This window comes from uncultured Dialister sp. (assembly GCF_937959425.1).
Classification (GTDB): Bacteria; Bacillota; Negativicutes; order Veillonellales; family Dialisteraceae; genus Dialister.
Genome location: NZ_CALGPS010000198.1, coordinates 1 through 16,740, shown reverse-complemented (window position 1 = coordinate 16,740; position 16,740 = coordinate 1). Strand labels below are relative to the sequence as shown.

Annotated in this window: 12 protein-coding genes, 4 tRNA genes and 1 other annotated feature; of the genes, 12 read left to right on the top strand and 4 right to left on the bottom strand. The window is 51.1% G+C overall.

Annotated features, from left to right (window positions below; all coding sequences use genetic code 11):
* Window positions 1–275 precede the first annotated feature (275 nt).
* Both Q0482_RS08440 and larA read left to right on the top strand, forming a co-directional pair.
* Window positions 276–1,484 (top strand): PLP-dependent aminotransferase family protein, encoded by a 1,209-nt coding sequence (locus Q0482_RS08440; protein WP_299145424.1) that lies wholly within the window; start codon window positions 276–278, stop codon window positions 1,482–1,484.
* A 244-nt stretch (window positions 1,485–1,728) separates the two neighbouring features.
* Entirely contained in the window at window positions 1,729–2,976 is a 1,248-nt protein-coding gene (gene larA / locus Q0482_RS08435; protein WP_299145422.1) for a nickel-dependent lactate racemase, read from the top strand.
* Between the two features lie 591 nt (window positions 2,977–3,567).
* Here the strand turns inward: larA and Q0482_RS08430 are convergent.
* From Q0482_RS08430 to Q0482_RS08415, 4 genes are all read right to left on the bottom strand, one after another.
* Window positions 3,568–3,643, bottom strand: a tRNA-Val gene (locus Q0482_RS08430).
* A gap of 1 nt (window position 3,644) precedes the next feature.
* A tRNA-Glu gene (locus Q0482_RS08425) sits at window positions 3,645–3,719 on the bottom strand.
* 2 nt (window positions 3,720–3,721) lie between these two features.
* Window positions 3,722–3,797: transfer RNA gene (locus Q0482_RS08420), tRNA-Asn, on the bottom strand.
* A gap of 658 nt (window positions 3,798–4,455) precedes the next feature.
* Window positions 4,456–4,531, bottom strand: a tRNA-Val gene (locus Q0482_RS08415).
* Between the two features lie 152 nt (window positions 4,532–4,683).
* On the opposite strand from Q0482_RS08415, the gene Q0482_RS08410 reads away from it, so the two are divergent.
* From Q0482_RS08410 to Q0482_RS08365, 10 genes are all read left to right on the top strand, one after another.
* Window positions 4,684–6,024 carry an MATE family efflux transporter gene (locus tag Q0482_RS08410; RefSeq protein WP_299145420.1) on the top strand — a complete coding sequence of 447 codons (1,341 nt, stop codon included), beginning with the start codon at window positions 4,684–4,686 and terminating at the stop codon, window positions 6,022–6,024.
* 46 nt (window positions 6,025–6,070) lie between these two features.
* Window positions 6,071–6,312 (top strand) — a binding site (T-box leader).
* Window positions 6,313–6,389: 77 nt separating this feature from the next.
* Entirely contained in the window at window positions 6,390–7,694 is a 1,305-nt protein-coding gene (locus Q0482_RS08405) for a dicarboxylate/amino acid:cation symporter (RefSeq protein WP_299145418.1), read from the top strand.
* A 778-nt stretch (window positions 7,695–8,472) separates the two neighbouring features.
* On the top strand, window positions 8,473–9,918 hold the full coding sequence (gene cysS, locus Q0482_RS08400; protein WP_299145416.1) for a cysteine--tRNA ligase: 1,446 nt from the start codon (window positions 8,473–8,475) through the stop codon (window positions 9,916–9,918).
* A gap of 25 nt (window positions 9,919–9,943) precedes the next feature.
* Window positions 9,944–10,381, top strand: a complete 438-nt coding sequence (locus Q0482_RS08395) for a ribonuclease III domain-containing protein (protein WP_299145414.1) — start codon at window positions 9,944–9,946, stop codon at window positions 10,379–10,381.
* Window positions 10,368–11,207: a 23S rRNA (guanosine(2251)-2'-O)-methyltransferase RlmB gene (rlmB, locus tag Q0482_RS08390; protein ID WP_299145412.1), complete on the top strand. Its 840-nt coding sequence runs from the start codon at window positions 10,368–10,370 to the stop codon at window positions 11,205–11,207. The genes Q0482_RS08395 and rlmB overlap by 14 nt, the downstream gene beginning before the upstream one ends.
* Complete coding sequence (locus tag Q0482_RS08385) at window positions 11,204–11,713, top strand: NYN domain-containing protein (protein WP_299145410.1); 510 nt, start codon at window positions 11,204–11,206, stop codon at window positions 11,711–11,713. The genes rlmB and Q0482_RS08385 overlap by 4 nt, the downstream gene beginning before the upstream one ends.
* 689 nt (window positions 11,714–12,402) lie before the next feature.
* Entirely contained in the window at window positions 12,403–12,639 is a 237-nt protein-coding gene (gene secG / locus Q0482_RS08380; RefSeq protein WP_291057426.1) for a preprotein translocase subunit SecG, read from the top strand.
* A gap of 126 nt (window positions 12,640–12,765) precedes the next feature.
* Complete coding sequence (gene rnr, locus Q0482_RS08375; protein ID WP_299145408.1) at window positions 12,766–14,826, top strand: ribonuclease R; 2,061 nt, start codon at window positions 12,766–12,768, stop codon at window positions 14,824–14,826.
* A 24-nt stretch (window positions 14,827–14,850) separates the two neighbouring features.
* Window positions 14,851–15,321, top strand: a complete 471-nt coding sequence (smpB, locus tag Q0482_RS08370; RefSeq protein ID WP_299145406.1) for an SsrA-binding protein SmpB — start codon at window positions 14,851–14,853, stop codon at window positions 15,319–15,321.
* Between the two features lie 189 nt (window positions 15,322–15,510).
* Window positions 15,511–16,329, top strand: a complete 819-nt coding sequence (locus Q0482_RS08365) for a hypothetical protein (RefSeq protein WP_299145405.1) — start codon at window positions 15,511–15,513, stop codon at window positions 16,327–16,329.
* The last annotated feature ends 411 nt before the right edge of the window (window positions 16,330–16,740 follow it).

The following is a 16,740-nucleotide window of genomic DNA, read 5'->3' as shown; positions in this document are numbered from 1 at the left end:
TCCCTGATCCCCGATCCCCAGTCTCCAGCCCCCAGTCCCCATTTCCCAGTTCACTGGCATATATTGACATCCGCCAAAGCCGGCTTTACAATAAGAATATTCATATATTGACCGTCACCACGGGATTTCCTGCAGCGGACGCAATATATCTGGAAAGCATGGAATGAATCGTTCTTTTTCCTGAAAACAATGATTCATTTACAGAGCGTTTCCTAAAATCCACGAAAACGGGATGAGTCTTCATTTCGATTTTCAAGAGTAAAGGAGAGATTTTTATGGCAATTCGTTTTTCCGATGTACTTGCAAATATGAAAGGTTCCGATCTGGGCCCCCTTCTGGCGCTCACCGCTCAGCCGGATATTATTTCCTTTGCCGGCGGACTTCCTGCTCCGAAGACATTCCCGCTGAAGGAACTCACTGAAGTAGCTATCAAAGTCAGGGAAGAAGATGGTGCCGGTGCTATGCAGTATGGCCCGTCCCTTGGTTTCATGGGTCTCCGTCAGGCTATTGCCGACCGCATGAACCGCATGTACCAGCCTATGGGCATGTACAAAGTAGATCCGAAGAACATTATGATCGTTACCGGTTCCCAGCAGGGCCTGGACATCACCGGCCGCGTATTCCTGAACAAGGGTGACGTAGTAGTCTGCGAAAGCCCGACATACCTGGGCGCTATCGGCGCTTTCGATTTCGAACAGCCTGACTATGTAGAAATCCCCACCGACGATGACGGCATCATTCCGGAAGAACTGGAAAAAGTACTGGCCACCAATGACAAGGTGAAATTTATCTACGTCATTCCGAACTACCAGAACCCCAGCGGCCGCTGCATGAGCCTGGAACGCCGCAAGAAATTCATGGAAATCGTAACCAAGTACGAAATCCCCGTATTTGAAGACAACCCCTACGGTGATCTCCGCTTCGAAGGCGAAGAAATCGCTCCTCTTATCACCATGGATCCAAAACATCTGGTGATGTACTCCGGCACCTTCTCCAAGACCCTGGCTCCCGGCATGAGACTGGCATGGATGGTTCTGAATGATGAACTGCTGCCGAAGTTTGACCTGGTGAAAGGTTCCACCGACCTGGCTACTCCTTCTGTTACCCAGCGTGAAGTGGCTATGTACATGAAGAACTACGATTTCGAAGGTCATATCAAGGAAAACTGCAAGCTTTACGGTCATCGCCGCGACGTCATGTGCGATGCCATCAAGAAGTATTTCCCCTCCGATGTGAAATGCACTTATCCCCACGGCGGCCTCTTCCTCTGGGTAGAACTGCCGGAAGGCTGCAATGCCCGTGACCTCTTCCAGTATGCACTGGACAGAAAAGTAGCCTACGTACCGGGCGACTCCTTCTTCCCGCAGTCCAAGAAGAAGAACTTCTTCCGCCTGAACTTCTCCTACAATGACGACGATGTCATCGAAGAAGGCGTAAAGAGACTGGCTGATGCACTGAAGGCTTACCTGGCTGACCGGAAATAAGCAGGATTAAAAAGAAGCGGCTTTGGCTGCTTCTTTTTTTGTGCCTCTAAGCTATTTAAGGAGTCCCATAACGAAGCAGTGCATAAAAATTCTTATAAAAGCAGACTCTATGAATTAATCAGTGCTTCCCTAAGGATGGCTGGGTTATCCATCTTCCTGTGGGAATCCGGATTGAAGTATTGTATAATAATATAGAAATACATCGTTTTGTGATTTATTTTTATGAATAGAGGAGATGGAAAGAATGGAATTCAAGATTAAATATTTCAAAGATTATGTACCTTTTCACGTGGATGACAGCCATCATCCGGTGGAATTGAATCCGAAGCAGTGCCCGGCGGTGGAATCGGAGGCAGCAGAGGTGAAGCGGGCGCTGGCTCATCCTATCGGAACGCCCAGGCTTTCTGAAATCGTAAAGCCCGGGGAAAAGGTGGTTATCGTGGCCAGCGACGTGACCAGGCCGGCGCCTTCTTGGGTCATGGTTCCCTGCGTGGTGGAAGAACTGGAAAAGGCAGGGGTAAAGGATGAGGACATTACGGTGGTCTTCGGCCTTGGCTCCCACAGAAAACAGACGGAAGAGGAAATGAAACGGCTGGTAGGGGAAGACATTTACAGCCGCATCAAATGCATGGACAGTGATCCGGAGCAGTGCGTCCATATGGGCACCTGCAAAAACGGCACCTCCGTGGACATTTTCAAAACTGTGGTGGAAGCGGACCGCCGCATCCTGACAGGCAATGTGGAATACCATTATTTTGCCGGCTATTCCGGCGGCATGAAGGCCATCATGCCCGGCGTATCCTCCCACGATGCCATCCAGTCTAACCATAAGAATATGATCCGCCCCGGCGCCTATGCCGGCCATCTGGAAGGCAATCCGGTGAGGGAAGACATCGAGGAGGTTTATGATTTCTGCCCTGTGGACTTCATCGTGAACGTGGCCCTTGACGACCATAAGAAAATCGCCTTTGCAGCTGCCGGCGATCGCATCCGGGCCCATCGGGAAGCTTGCCGTTTCCTGGACAGCATTTATAAAATTAAAATCGACAAGCCGGCGGACGTGGTCATCGTTTCCACCGGCGGCTACCCGAAGGATATCAACCTGTACCAGGCCCAGAAGTCCATCGATAATGCCAAACATGCAGTCAAAGAAGGGGGCATTATGGTGGTGGCTGCTTCCTGCAAAGAAGGCTACGGCAGCAGCGTCTTCGGCGAATGGATCCGGAAGTATGATACTCCCGATGACCGTATCAAAGCCATCCATGAACACTTCGAACTGGGCGGCCATAAGTCGGCGGCTCTGGCACTGGTGCAGAAGAAGTGCAGTATTTACCTGGTGACTGACATGGAGGACGGCATGGTGACCAAGGCCAATATGACACCCTTCCATGACCTCCAGACCGCTGTGGATGCAGCTTTGGACAAGATGGGAAAGGATGCCAGCGTCTATGTGATTCCTGTAGGAGGATCCACCCTTCCTATGGAAGAATGAAATCGTTGACAAAAAAGGGCTGAGAAAAAATGATTTACATTTTTTCTCAGCTCCTTTTGTATACATAAATTTTCACGGAAATTGCCCAAATGACAGTCTGCTTTCTGCCTCTACGTCATTTCGAGCGATGCTTCATGTAGTTATGGATGATAATGCCTTTTGTTCTATTGAGGCTTTGAGTCGAGAAATCTCCCGCCGCAATGACAGTGAGGTGGAGTGGCAGCGGTGTCATTTCTGTATTTTTTCACACCCCTTTTTTGCTGCTATATTCTCTACGGGATGGTGGTAAGCTGTGCATGGCCATTCCGATAGGATGTGAAGGGGTGGCTTCTGTTCTATCCATCATCTGGACTTCGGAGTTTCAGTGCACTACAGGTGGAACCATAGAGGAGGGAGATTTCTCGATTCCGCTCAGCTGCGCTCGAAATGACGGTGGGGCAGGGGACAATGCCATCTCATTTATTATGGGTCTCTATGCGGGGGGACAGGGGGGACAGCCATCGGCTATCGGCTGTCCGCTGGGAAATGGCAGGGGAAGAAAGGTAAAATAAAAAAGACACTATGGAGCGAATCACATAGTGTCTTTTTTCATGGTGGGCGATAACAGGATCGAACTGCTGACATTCTGCTTGTAAGGCAGACGCTCTCCCAGCTGAGCTAATCGCCCATGGTGACCTGTGGGGGATTCGAACCCCCGAACCCGCCGTGAAAGGGCGGTGTCTTAACCACTTGACGAACAGGCCACTGGCTCCTGAAGCAGGGTTCGAACCTGCGACATCGTGATTAACAGTCACGCGCTCTACCGGCTGAGCTATTCAGGAATCTGTACGTGAGTACGTCAATTATAATAACAAATCTTCTCCGCTTTTGCAACAGTTTTTTTATTAAAAAGAAATTAGTGGACTAGTGTACTAGTGTACTAGTTAGCTAGTGGAGGAGTGGGGCCCGCCTTACCGTCATTTCGAGCGGGGGAACATGACGAATTGGAGGAACATATAAGGAGGCAGTATGATTTGAGGAGTCGAGAAATCTCCGGGGAAGTGGGACAGTTATCGGCTGTCCGCTGGCCGATGGGGACAGGAAGCAGCAGGGGAAGGCAGGTAAAACAAAAAGACACTACGGCGCGAAGCACATAGTGTCTTTTCTGATGGTGGGCGATAACAGGATCGAACTGGTTCCGCAGAGAACATTTTTTGAAGGAGCGAGAGCGACGCGCAAAAAATTGTGAATCGCGGATGCAGGAGGTTCAGGAAGCACTGATTAATTCATAGAGTCTGCTTTTATAAGAATTTTTATGCACTGCTTCGTCATGGGACTCCTTAAATAGCTCGCTATTCGCGTCGTCCCATTCCTTGCATTGCATAAAAATCCAAGAATAAAAGCAGACAGTGATTTAATCAGCGCTTCCTTAAATGATACAGGGGAAGGCAGGTAAAATAAAAAGACACTACGGAGCGAATCACATAGTGTCTTTTTTATTGGTGGGCGATAACAGGATCGAACTGCTGACATTCTGCTTGTAAGGCAGACGCTCTCCCAGCTGAGCTAATCGCCCATGTCTCTGACGTCATCTATTATGCCTTATACGGAGAAATTTTGCAAGGGGTCATGAGGAAAAATTCTGAATGTTTACTACTTTTTCATATTTCCTTGCAGTGAGGGGAAGCTGGTGGTATCATAAGTAACCTGTAAGAGAAGGAGGAACATATGAAATCTCATGAGCTGTACCGGAGCCGGTGGACTGTATTTTCCATGTCGGTTCCTATTTTCATAGAGACGGCGCTGCAGATGATGGTGCCCAATGTGGACCAGTTTATGCTGAGCCGGTATTCCCAGGGCAGTGTGGCGGCGGTAGGGAATGATAATGTGGTGTTTAACCTGGTCATTCTTACGCTGGCGGTGCTTTCCCAGGCGGCTACCATCCTCATCGCCCATCATCGGGGTGCAGGGAATATGGGAAAGGTGAATGAGGTCTGCACGGTGGCGCTGTTTACGAATCTGGTGCTGGGGGCAGTGATCAGTCTTTCCCTCTTTTTCTTTGATGATTTCTTTCTGCAGGCGTTGGGAATTCCTCATGAAATATGGAGGGACGCTTCTCTTTATATCCGCTGGATAGGACTTTTTGTTTTTATCCAGAGCATGTACATGGCTTTTATTTCCTTCCTTCGGGGATTTGCCCTGCTGAAGCTCACCATGATCTGCTCCCTGGTGATGAATATAACCAATATTGCAGGAAATATGGCCCTCATCCACGGTCTGGGGCCCATTCCTTCCCTTGGGGTGGCGGGGGTCTGCATTTCCACCAATATTTCCAAATTCATCGGCTTCTTCCTTATTATCTATTTGTTTCACCGGTATACGCCGGTGCGGTTTTCCCTGCACTACCTCCGGCCCTTTCCCTGGGATACGCTGCACAAGATACTCTATCTGGGCATCCCTTCCGGCGGCGAGACTTTTTCTTACCAGCTGTCCCAGACGGTAATCATGAAGTTTGTCAATATTTTCGGCGTGGTGGTCATTACGACCAAGGTGTACTGCTATATCATTGCCATGATGAGCTATGTGTATTCCCAGTCCCTGGCCATGGCCACCCAGATCCTGGTGGGCTATTTCAAAGGGGCCGGGGATAATGAGGAAGTGGACCGGCGGGTGAAATTTACCATTTCCGTGGCCATGGTTCTTTCCGGCTCCATTGCCACCCTGCTTTATCTTAATGCCGATGCGGTGCTTTCCGTTTTCACGTCGGATTCCGATGTGCTGGCTCTTGGGAAAACTATCCTTTTCATTGAAATCTTCCTGGAAATCGGCAGGGCGGTGAATATGTGCATGGTTATGGCCCTCAATGCATCCGGCGACGTGAAGGCGCCCATTACCATAGGCATTATTTTCATGTGGTCCGTGGCTACCTTCGGCGCCTGGCTTTTGGGGGTGCATCTGTACTGGGGTCTGGCAGGCATATGGATTGCCATGGCGGCGGATGAATGCACCCGGGGACTGGTTTTCTTCTGGCGATGGCACCAGGGAGTATGGCGGAAGCGGCTGGTATGAATCATTTTCCTTGACAGAGCTTCTATACCGTGATATAGTATGGACGTTTCAAGCGATGAGGAAAAAGAGTACGTTTCCTTTATGTTTCCATAGCGAGTCCGGAGAGTGAAAGCGGACGAAACAGGGGAAATGGAAGTGCATTTCTGAGCTGAAAGGCGGAATCCAGTATGCCTTTCCGGGAATTCCCGTTACAGAATCATGGTTTCTACAAGGAAGGAAACCTGAAGAGGCATGGATGGTGACGTCCATGTGAATCTGGGTGGTAATCACGAGTCTTTCGTCCCAAAGGGATGAAAGACTTTTTTTATGGTAAACCCCTGGAAATGGTTCCTTAGTATATTTTCAGTATTTTTCAGGAGGTTTTTATGAAGAAAAATGAGGAAGTGCAGGCAGCTGCACAAAAGGCGCTGGAGGCCAATAAGAGTAAGAAGCAGGGCCGCCAGTTCGTACTGTGGATGCTGGCTCTGGTGGTGGGCGCAGCTTTAGGCTGGCTGGGCATTAAGCCGCTGAATGAATTATTTACCTTTATTGCCACTGTGTTTACCCGTCTTTTCCAGTTCATCGCAGTGCCCACCATTGCCCTGGCGGTGATTACCACCCTGGCCCAGCTGGGGGGAAGAAAGGAAACGGGACGTATTTTTGCCCATGCAGTGACCTATACCCTGCTCACCACCATCTGTGCCGCAGGCATCGGCCTTCTCATGTTCCTGTGGATTGCACCGGGCAACCTGCCTGCTGATATTATCGGTGCCGGCACGGCCAATGTGCCCCAGAAGCTGGGGCATCTCACCTATTATGATCACATTCTGGGAGTTATCCCCAATAACCTGCTCCAGCCATTCCTGTCGGGCAATGTGCTGGCTGTCATGATCATTGCCGCTTCCTTCGGCCTTGGTCTTGCCTTCATGCCTAAGACGGAAAACAGGGACATCCTGATGAAGGGCATTCTGGGATTCCAGGAACTGCTTTTCACTCTCATCCGCGCCCTGCTTTTCATCCTTCCCGTGGGCATTCTGGCTTTTTCCGCCCAGCTTTCCGCCCAGATCGAAGCAGGCGTTATTGTAGGCGCCCTTGGAAAGTATACCGCTGTCATCATCGGCAGCAATGTGATTCAGTTCTTCATCGTCATTCCTATTTTCCTTCTGGCCAGAGGATTGAATCCTATTCACGTATTCAGGAAAATGTCTCCTGCCATTGCAGTAGCCCTTTTCACAAAGAGTTCCGCAGGTACTCTGCCGGTCACCCTGGCTTCTGCGGAACACAATATGAAGGCCAATCCCGCTGTTTCCCGTTTCGTCCTTCCTATCTGCACCACCATCAACATGAACGGCTGCGCTGCCTTCATCCTGGTGACATCCCTCTTCGTGATGCAGAATGCAGGTTATGAAATGTCCATGCCTACCATGATTACCTGGCTCTTTGTGGCAGTGCTGGCGGCCATCGGAAATGCCGGCGTTCCCATGGGCTGCTATTTCCTGACCCTCTCGCTGATGAGCGGCATCGGAGCTCCCATCGGCATTATGGGTGTCATCCTTCCCATTTACACTATTATCGATATGATCGAAACGGCTGAAAATGTATGGTCCGACTCCGCTGTCTGCGCTATGACTGACCATGATCTGAAAGGAAAAATCCCTGAACCCACGGATGGGGAGGCAGTAGAAGCGTAAGGTTTCTGCATGAAAAAGCACTCCTGCTCCTGCAGGGGTGCTTTTTCAGTGAAAGGGAAGGTATGGGTCTTACTTTTCACTGATTTCATATTGACAGGTTCCACCAGTCGAATCTATAATAATAAATAAGCATTTGCAGGTCTGTGGCTGAAAGTCGATGGTAGTCGCAGCCAAAGCGATCCACGTAACGCAGGAAAATCCTGCTGAGCATGGTGCGGTTTAGAAGTAAGTCCTGCCGGGAAAACCGAGAGGGTTAGTAGTGAGAGGAAGACACCGGGTAGCGAAAGCTCCAGCAGGCGAGTGTGGGGTCAAAAGCCAGGTCAGCTGCCTATGCTTATTTAAACATTCGATTTCCGCATAGGAAATCAGACATATTCAGGCGATGAACGGAAGAAGTACTGACAGCAATTCTTCAGAGAGGGCATGGATGGTGAGAATGCCCGGAGAACTTTCAGGAAATGCATCTGCGAGCTGAAAAGGGGAATGAAGTATCCTTTTCCGCGGGCCGGCGATAAGGCTGTGAGCGGCTTTTGCCGACAGAGTGGAATAACGGGCCACCGTCTCTGTGAGGCGGCGGCCTTTTTAATGGGAATGAGTGTGCTAGTGAGCTAGTGAACTGGAAACTGTCACACTAGTACACTAGCTCACTAACCACCCCACCGATTTCATGAAAGAAGATGATAACCATGTGTCATTGTTGCAGGATTAAACATAATCAGGCTTATCATATCTTTCTTATATATGAATAAAATATCTCTCTACAGATGGAGGAATCTAAATGGAAGAAATTAAAGTGTACAACACGCTGACGAAAGAAAAGGAAGTATTCAAGCCTATTACACCGGGGGAAGCAAAGATTTATGTATGCGGCGTAACTCCCTATAACCATCCCCATATCGGCAATGCCCGTCCGGCTGTGACCTGGGATGTCATCCGCCGGTATCTGGAATATGTGGGCTACAAGGTGGAATTTGTGCAGAATTTCACCGATGTGGATGATAAGATCATCAATAAAGCCAACGCGGAAGGAACGGACTGGAAGACCATTTCCGACCGTTACATTGACGCTTATTTCCAGGTCATGGATGCGCTCCACGTACGCCGGGCGGATGTATATCCCCGGGTATCCGAGCACATGGATGACATCATTAAAATGGTGGAAACCCTGATTGAAAAGGGCCATGCCTATGTGCTGGGCGGCGATGTGTATTATGATATTTCCACTTTCAAGGATTATGGAAAACTGTCCGGCCGCAAGGTGGAAGACATGCTGGCCGGCGCCCGCATCGAAGTGAACGATGAAAAGAAGAACCCCGGCGATTTCGCGCTGTGGAAGGCTGCCAAACCCGGTGAACCTTTCTGGGAAAGCCCCTGGGGCAAGGGACGTCCTGGCTGGCATATCGAATGCTCTGCCATGTCCATCCATTACCTGGGCAAGACCTTTGATTTCCATGGCGGCGGCTCCGACCTGATTTTCCCGCACCATGAAAATGAAATCGCCCAGTCCGAAGGCTGCACCGGATGCCATTTCGTAGATTACTGGCTCCACAACGGCTTCATTACCATTAATTCGGAAAAGATGAGCAAGTCCCTCAATAATTTCTTCCTGGTGAAGGATGTGCTGGAGAAATATTCCGGTGATGCCCTCCGCTACTTCCTCCTGTCCACCCATTACAGAAGCCCCCTGGATTTCTCCGATGACCGTCTGGAAGAAGCAGAAAAGAACATGGACAAGCTGAAGGATGTCATTGCCCGGGTGAAGGAACTGTCCGGCCGGGAAGGCAGCGAAGTGACGGAAGCGTCCAAGGCCCTTGAAAAGGCGGCGGAAGAAGACATGAAAGTCTTCCATGAAGCCATGGATGATGATTTTAATACAGGCCTTGCTACCGGCGCCATGTTTGACCTGGCCAAGGCTATCAATGTGTATTACAATGATGTGCACGGCGGCACGGGCTTTGACAAGGGCGCTCTGGAAAAGGCAGGCAAAGCCTTCAAGACCATTCTGGATATCCTGGGCATCCTGGAGAAGGAATGGAAGAAGACAGAAGCTTATGATGACAAGGATTACAATGATCTCATGAATGTTATTCTCTCTGTCCGTCAGTCCGCCAGAAAGGCAAAGCAGTACCAGCTGGCCGATGAAATCCGGGATAAGCTGGGTGAAATCGGTATTGTGATTGAAGATACTCCTACAGGAGCAAGGTGGAAGAAACGTGGAGTTTAAGAGAGTCCTATTTCTGAAAAAGCAGATGGCTCGCAAGATTGGAAAGGAGGCTCCTGTTCTTGGTGAACAGGAGGTCTTTTCCATGGATGCGCTCACTCTGGCTTACATAGGGGATGCCTGCTGGTCCTTCTTCATCAGGAAGGCCCTCATTGATACGGGCATTTACAATGTGCAGATATTGAACAGTCTGGCATCGGAAATCGTTTCCGCCCGCTGGCAGAGCCGCATTCTTTTTGAAATCAGGGAGCTTTTGAATGACCGGGAGCTGAAGGTGTCCAAAAGGGCAAGAAATACAAGCTCCCATGTGCCAAAGAGTGCTACGGTGGAGGAATACCGGGAGTCCACGGCCTTTGAAGCCCTTCTGGGGTATCTGTACCTGTCGGGGCAGCAGAAGCGTCTCGATTTCATCCTTGAAAAGAGCCTGAAGTATGTGGCAGGAGAAATGAGCCATGAAAACGGATAAAAGAGAAAGAGCGTCTTTCAAAGCTGGAAGGGGCGGCGAAAGGAAGCCGGCATTTTCCGGGAAAAGGGGAAGGCCGGCAAAGAAGGAGGGGGCAGGAAACTCCCTCTTTATCTGTGGCAGAAACAGCGTCACCGAATTTTTGAAAAGTCAGGGCGTGCGGAAGATATTCGTGAAAGAAGGAAAGAAGGATGAACGCCTTCTTTCCATGGTAAAGCTGGCTGAAAAATATGGAGTACCGGTGGAGGAAGTGCCGGAAGAGAGGCTGGACGATATGGCAGGCGGCGTGGTCCACCAGGGGGCGGCGGCCCTCCTGAAGCCCTATGAATATGCAGATCTGGACCGGGTGCTGGCGGACTGGGAGGGAAAGGACCCCATCCTCATCCTGCTGGATGGCCTGGAGGATGTGCGCAATCTGGGGGCCATCGTCCGTACGGCGGAATGCGCCGGCGCGGCGGCGGTGCTCCTTCCGAAACATAAGAGCCCGCCGGTGACGGCAGCGGCCATGAAGACCGCCGCCGGCGCCTTTGCCTACCTGCCGGTGTGCCAGACCGGCAATATCCGGCAGACCCTGGAAGGGCTGAAGGAAAAGGGCTTCTGGGTGGTAGGTGCGGACATGGACGGCGAAAGCCTCTACTTTGATGCCAACATGAAGGGGCCCCTGGTCATCGTCATGGGGGCGGAAGGAAAGGGCGTGAGCCCCCTTACAAGGAAAATGTGTGATTTCTGCGTGCGGATTCCTATGAAAGGCCAGGTTTCCTCCCTTAATGTATCGGTGGCGGCAGCCCTTCTTATTTATGAAGCCGCCAGGCAGAGGGCCGGGTCATGAAGGATCTCTATCTGGTAGACGGCTACAACGTCATATTCGGCCGGCCCGACATGTTTGACCGGAGCGACCTGGAATCCTGCCGGAAGAAGCTGGTGGACATTATGCAGGACTACGGAGCCCATAATGACATCGAAGTGATTATTGCCTTTGACGGCCAGGGAAACTCCACCAAAGTAAAAACAGAGGAACTTTCCGCCTTCTTTACCATCGTTTACACGCCCCGAAGAATGACTGCCGACTCCTACATTGAAAAGGAATCCTATCTCCGGCGGGAAGAATACCGGCACATCTTCGTAGTCACCTCCGACGGCCCCGAACAGAGCCAGGTCCTGGGAAACGGCGCCTACCGCGTGCCGGTGTCCGACCTCATGCGGGCCATGGAAGAAGATAAGGCAGTGCAGGAAAAATTCATCACGAGAAATAACCATAAGAACCTTAGAAGTGAAATCGGAAGGGCCATTCCGCTGTCAGTACAGGAAAAACTGGATAAGCTGAGAGGAAGGTGACGCGCCTGTCGCGCGAAGGTTGACGCCTTCCGGGCAGGCGAAGTTTGACGGCTCCTATGGGGCCGAGGGTTGTGGCGGGCGGCTTTGCCGGCAATTTGGATAAAACCGGGGAGTTGTTCCGGTGAGAAGGCAAGCATGTAACGCTGATTACAAAACTCATCGCCGCGGAGCGGCGATACCTGAACCCTCAGCCCGAAGGGCTGTCAAACCTGCGAACCCTCCGGCCGAAAGGCCGGTCAATCTTCAGGAAAGCACTGATTAATTCATAGAGTCTGCCTTTATAACAATTTTTATGCACTGCTCGTTATGAAGCTCCTTAAATAGCTGGCTATTCGCGTCGTCCCATTCCCTGCATTGCATAACAACCAAAGAATAAAAGCAGACAGTGATTTAATCAGCGCTTCCTTGGCGAGAGGGCAGGTACGTAACGCTGATTACAAAACTCACCGCCGCGGAGCGGTGATACCTGAACCCTCAGCCCGAAGGGCTGTCAAACCTAAGAACCTTCGGGGCGAAAGCCCCGTCAAACCTGAGAACCCTTCACGGGCAGGGCCCTGCAGCCGTAATTTATCTTTAAAATCCAGTTGACCATTCATGGGGATTAGTATAAAATAGAGCTTGATAGTTACATTTCATTTAAGAAAGACCGTATCTGCCCTGAGTGAGGCAGGTGCAGAGGAGGATTCAGCGTGAAGTACTTTTTGATCGGGTTAACCCTTGTGGTTTCATTGCTCTTAATCGTAGTGGTGGTAGGCCAGGAATCGAAGCAGGCCGGCATGGGCTCTGCCATCGGCGGCGGCACGGAAAACGGAGCCGGCGGACGGACCCGCGGCAAGGATGCGGTGCTGTCCAAGTTCACCGTAGTCTTTGGCACCATGTTTGCTGTTCTCTGTCTCGTGCTGGGAAGATACATGAATACATTCTGATGAGAGAGGCTTGCCGGCGGCAGGCCTTTTTTATTTTACCCTTGCGAAGCCTCGCTGTTTCATGTAGGCTTAGTATAGATAGATACGCAGCAGCAGATTTCAAAACATTTGATAGAGGAGACAGATATGGAAAAGAAGGAACTCTTACCGTACAAGCCCGGCGTGATTCTTGAGGGCGTGTATAAGTCTTATGGGCGATTCGGTTTTCTGCTTACCGATGATGACCATGAGGATGTATATATCGCAGAGAAGGACCATCTCAATGCGGTGAATAATGATACGGTGGAAGTGAAGACCATGAAGAGCGAAACCGGCCGCCACAATACGGAAGGCCGGATTCTTCGGGTTATTGAACGGGCGGATGACATGTTCGTGTGCACCTATGAAATGCTTGCCGACGGCGGCGAAGCAGTGCCTATCGATGAAAAGGTGGACATGGTCATTGAAATTCCCGAAGGACAGGAAATGGGAGCCGTCACCGGCGCCCGGGTCATGGTGCAGGTGACCCGCTGGCCGGGGGAATGGACCGATGCGGAAGGAAAGGTGACGGAAGTCATCGGCTACAAGGGAGACAAGGGACTGGATATTGATGTGATTATCGCCCAGCATCGTTTACGCCATGTTTTCTCCGATGAACTGATGAAAGAGGCGGACAGCCTTCCCCGGGCCATTGTGCCGGAAGAAGGGGTGGCCGATTACCGGGACATGCCCATTGTCACCATCGACGGTCCGGACTCCAAGGATCTGGACGATGCAGTGTACTGCGAAAAGAAAGAAAACGGCCATTTTGCCCTGGGCGTCCACATTGCCGATGTGTCCCGGTACGTTACCAAAGGCTCCCTTCTGGATGATGAGGCCTATCAGCGGGGGACCAGCGTGTACCTGGCAGACCGGGTGATTCCCATGCTGCCGTTCCAGCTGTCCAATGATCTCTGCAGCCTGAACCACGACGAAGACCGCTATGCCATGTCCTGCCTCATGGATGTGGCGCCGGACGGCACGGTGAAGACGGAAAAGATTACTCCTTCCATGGTGAGGGTGGCAAGGCGCTGCAATTATCCGGAAATCAATAAAGCCTTTGAAGAAGGCATTGCACCGGAGGATTTGAAGCTCCATCTGCCCATGCTGGAGGATCTCCGTGAATGCGCCGCAGCCCTTCGGCAGAACCGCAGCCGCCGGGGCGCCCTGGATTTCGATTTCCCGGAATATAAAGTGGTGCTTGACGAAGATGGTAAACCTCTCCGCATTGAAAAGCGTATCCGGGGCGAAGCGGAAAAGATGATTGAAGACGCCATGATTGCCGCCAATGAGGCGGTGGCCCGTTTCCTGGAAAAGACAGGCCATACGTCCATTTACCGCGTTCATGATCATCCGGATCAGGAAAAACTGAATTCCCTGAAACGGCTCATTGCCATTATGGGCCTTTCCATCCATATTCCGGAGGATCCGGAACCGAAGGATATTCAGAAGCTTTTGGCGTCGGTGAAGGGAAAGGACATTGAAGCGGTGGTACAGGTGATGACCCTGCGCTCTCTGCCCCAGGCCTGCTACAGCACCGATAATGACGGCCATTTCGGCATTGCCAGCACCTGCTACACCCATTTCACGTCCCCTATCCGCCGCTATCCGGACCTTATGGTGCACCGTCTCATCCGCCAGGCTATCCATGATGATCTGACAAAATCGGAACGGAAGAAGCAGACTGAATTCCTCATCCGCGCGGCGGAGCACTGCTCGGAAACGGAGCAGAATGCTACGGAAACGGAACGGGATGTGGATGATCTGAAGATGACCGAATATATGGTGCCCTTCGTGGGAGAACCCTTCGACGGCCATATTACCGGTATTACCCGCTTCGGCATTTTCGTAGGCCTTGATAACGGTGTGGAAGGCCTGGTTCATGTGGACTCCATGGACGACGATGAATACGTATACCAGGAAGACACCATGACCATGAAGGGCCGGTTCTCCGGCACCACCTATTCCATGGGCATGCCGGTCAGGGTGACCCTGGTGAAAGCGGATAAGGAAAAGAGGGAAGTGGACTTCGTCCTGGGAGAAATCCATTCGCCCCTGAATCTGGAAAAGAAGACAAGGACCTCATCCCGCTCCAAGTCCCATTCCAAGAAGAAGGACAAGAAAGGAAACGGCAAGTCCCGGGGCAAAAAAGGAGGAAAGCGGAAATAATCCCTTTCCTGCAGGAGGTTTTGCATGAAAAAAGAAAAAACGGCACCGCTGGTGGCAGCCAACCGGCAGGCCTATCATAATTATTTTATCCATGATACCTACGAATGCGGCATCGCCCTGACCGGCACGGAAGTGAAATCCATCCGAGCCGGCAGGGTGAACCTGAGAGACAGCTTTGCGAAGGTGGAAAAGGGGGAAGTCTATCTGTGGAATGCCCACATCAGCCCCTATGAACAGGGAAATATCTTTAACCATGATCCCCTCCGCACCAGAAAGCTGCTGCTCCATAAACAGGAAATCCGCAAGATTGAAATGAAACTGAAAACCAAGGGCCTTACCCTGGTGCCGCTGAAAATGTATTTCAAACATGGCAAAGTAAAGGTGGAAATCGGAACCGCCACAGGTAAGAAGCTGTATGACAAGCGGCAGGACATGGCGGAAAGGGCAGCCAAGAGGGATCTGGACAGAAGGATAAAGACACAGAGGCTGGATTAGGGAAGCGCTGATTCATTCATAGAGCCTGCTTGCGCGAAACGGAATTATAAAAATTATTTTCTGCAGGGCAAAGCCCCCTGGCCTTCCGGCCCGTGAACCTTCCCCCTGCGGAGCCCTATGAACCTTTGCCAAATACTGGTATAATAAAAAGAATCGAAATATCTTAAGCAGCTGAAGTAAGGAGAAAACATGGATAACGACAAGAAGCCTTTTCACAAAGGCGGCAGAAAACCCTTTCACAGGGACAGGAAAGGAGCTCCCGGCAGAAAGTTTAAACGGAAACTGGAACCGGGCGTAGAGTTTGAAGACCGCAGACTGGGCGTAGGTATCGTACGGAAGGTCACGGAAGATGGAATTACCGTAGCCTTCGGCGATGTGGAAAAGGTGATTCCACGGAAGAAACGGACGGAAGCTCCAAAGAACGGGAGAAAACCGGCGCCCCTTGGAAAACCGATGGACAGGAAGGTATTTACCTTTGACGTGCAGCCGGGAGAAGGAAAGGCTCCTCTCAGGGATATAAGACCCCGCAAAAGGGAAGCGGAAGTGGGCCTTGAAGTGGTGGACGATACGCTGGGAAAGGGCGTTGTGAGCCGGATTACGGAACGGGGCGTGTATGTGACCTATGAAGCCACCGGTGAACATGTCATGTATCCCCAGGGCCTTCCTGCCAAGCTTCTGAAGAGTGCTTTTCCGGAAGTAAAGAAAGAAAAGAAGGCGGAGCCTCATAAGGGCAAAGAAAGAACCTATACCGTACCGGCCCAGGCCAAACCGGAGAAAAAGGTCAAGGTGGTTCCCCATCGGGCGAAGGAAACCCATCGGGGCAATACCCGCTTCATTTCCCTTGGCGTTGGCACCCTGGTTATTTCTCCTCTCTATGGAGAAGGGGTTATTATGGAAATCAGCAATGGTCATATGACCGTGAAATTCAAGGAAGTGGAAAAGGAATATACCTATCCCGCTGCCTTTGCTGACGGAGATATCGAAGTACTGGAAAAAGAAGAGAAATAAGGAAACTGCGTCTGCCGAAAGGGGACGCAGTTTTTTATGGAATCAATGAGAGAAGCAGCGCTTTCCACTACCGTCATTTCGACGGTCGGAGGTGGAGCGGAGAAATCTCACTTTGAAGTGGTACAAGTCCCATCGCGGCAGGAGATCTCCAGACTCAGAGCTTCAATCATGCCGGACACATTTCACCTATGGCGGCATGCAGCCCCGCTTGAGATGACGAAGCGGCAGGCAGCTTATCGGCATTTCAGAAGGTGACGAATGACAGAAGTGCTGTTTTCCACCATCGTCACTTCGACACCCCGATGAACCCGCATAAAAAAGGATCTGTGAAGAAATGATTTACATTTTTTTACAGATCCGGCCGCCTGCGGCGGCCTCCCCCTTCCACCACTACGTGGTCCCCCCACCCCC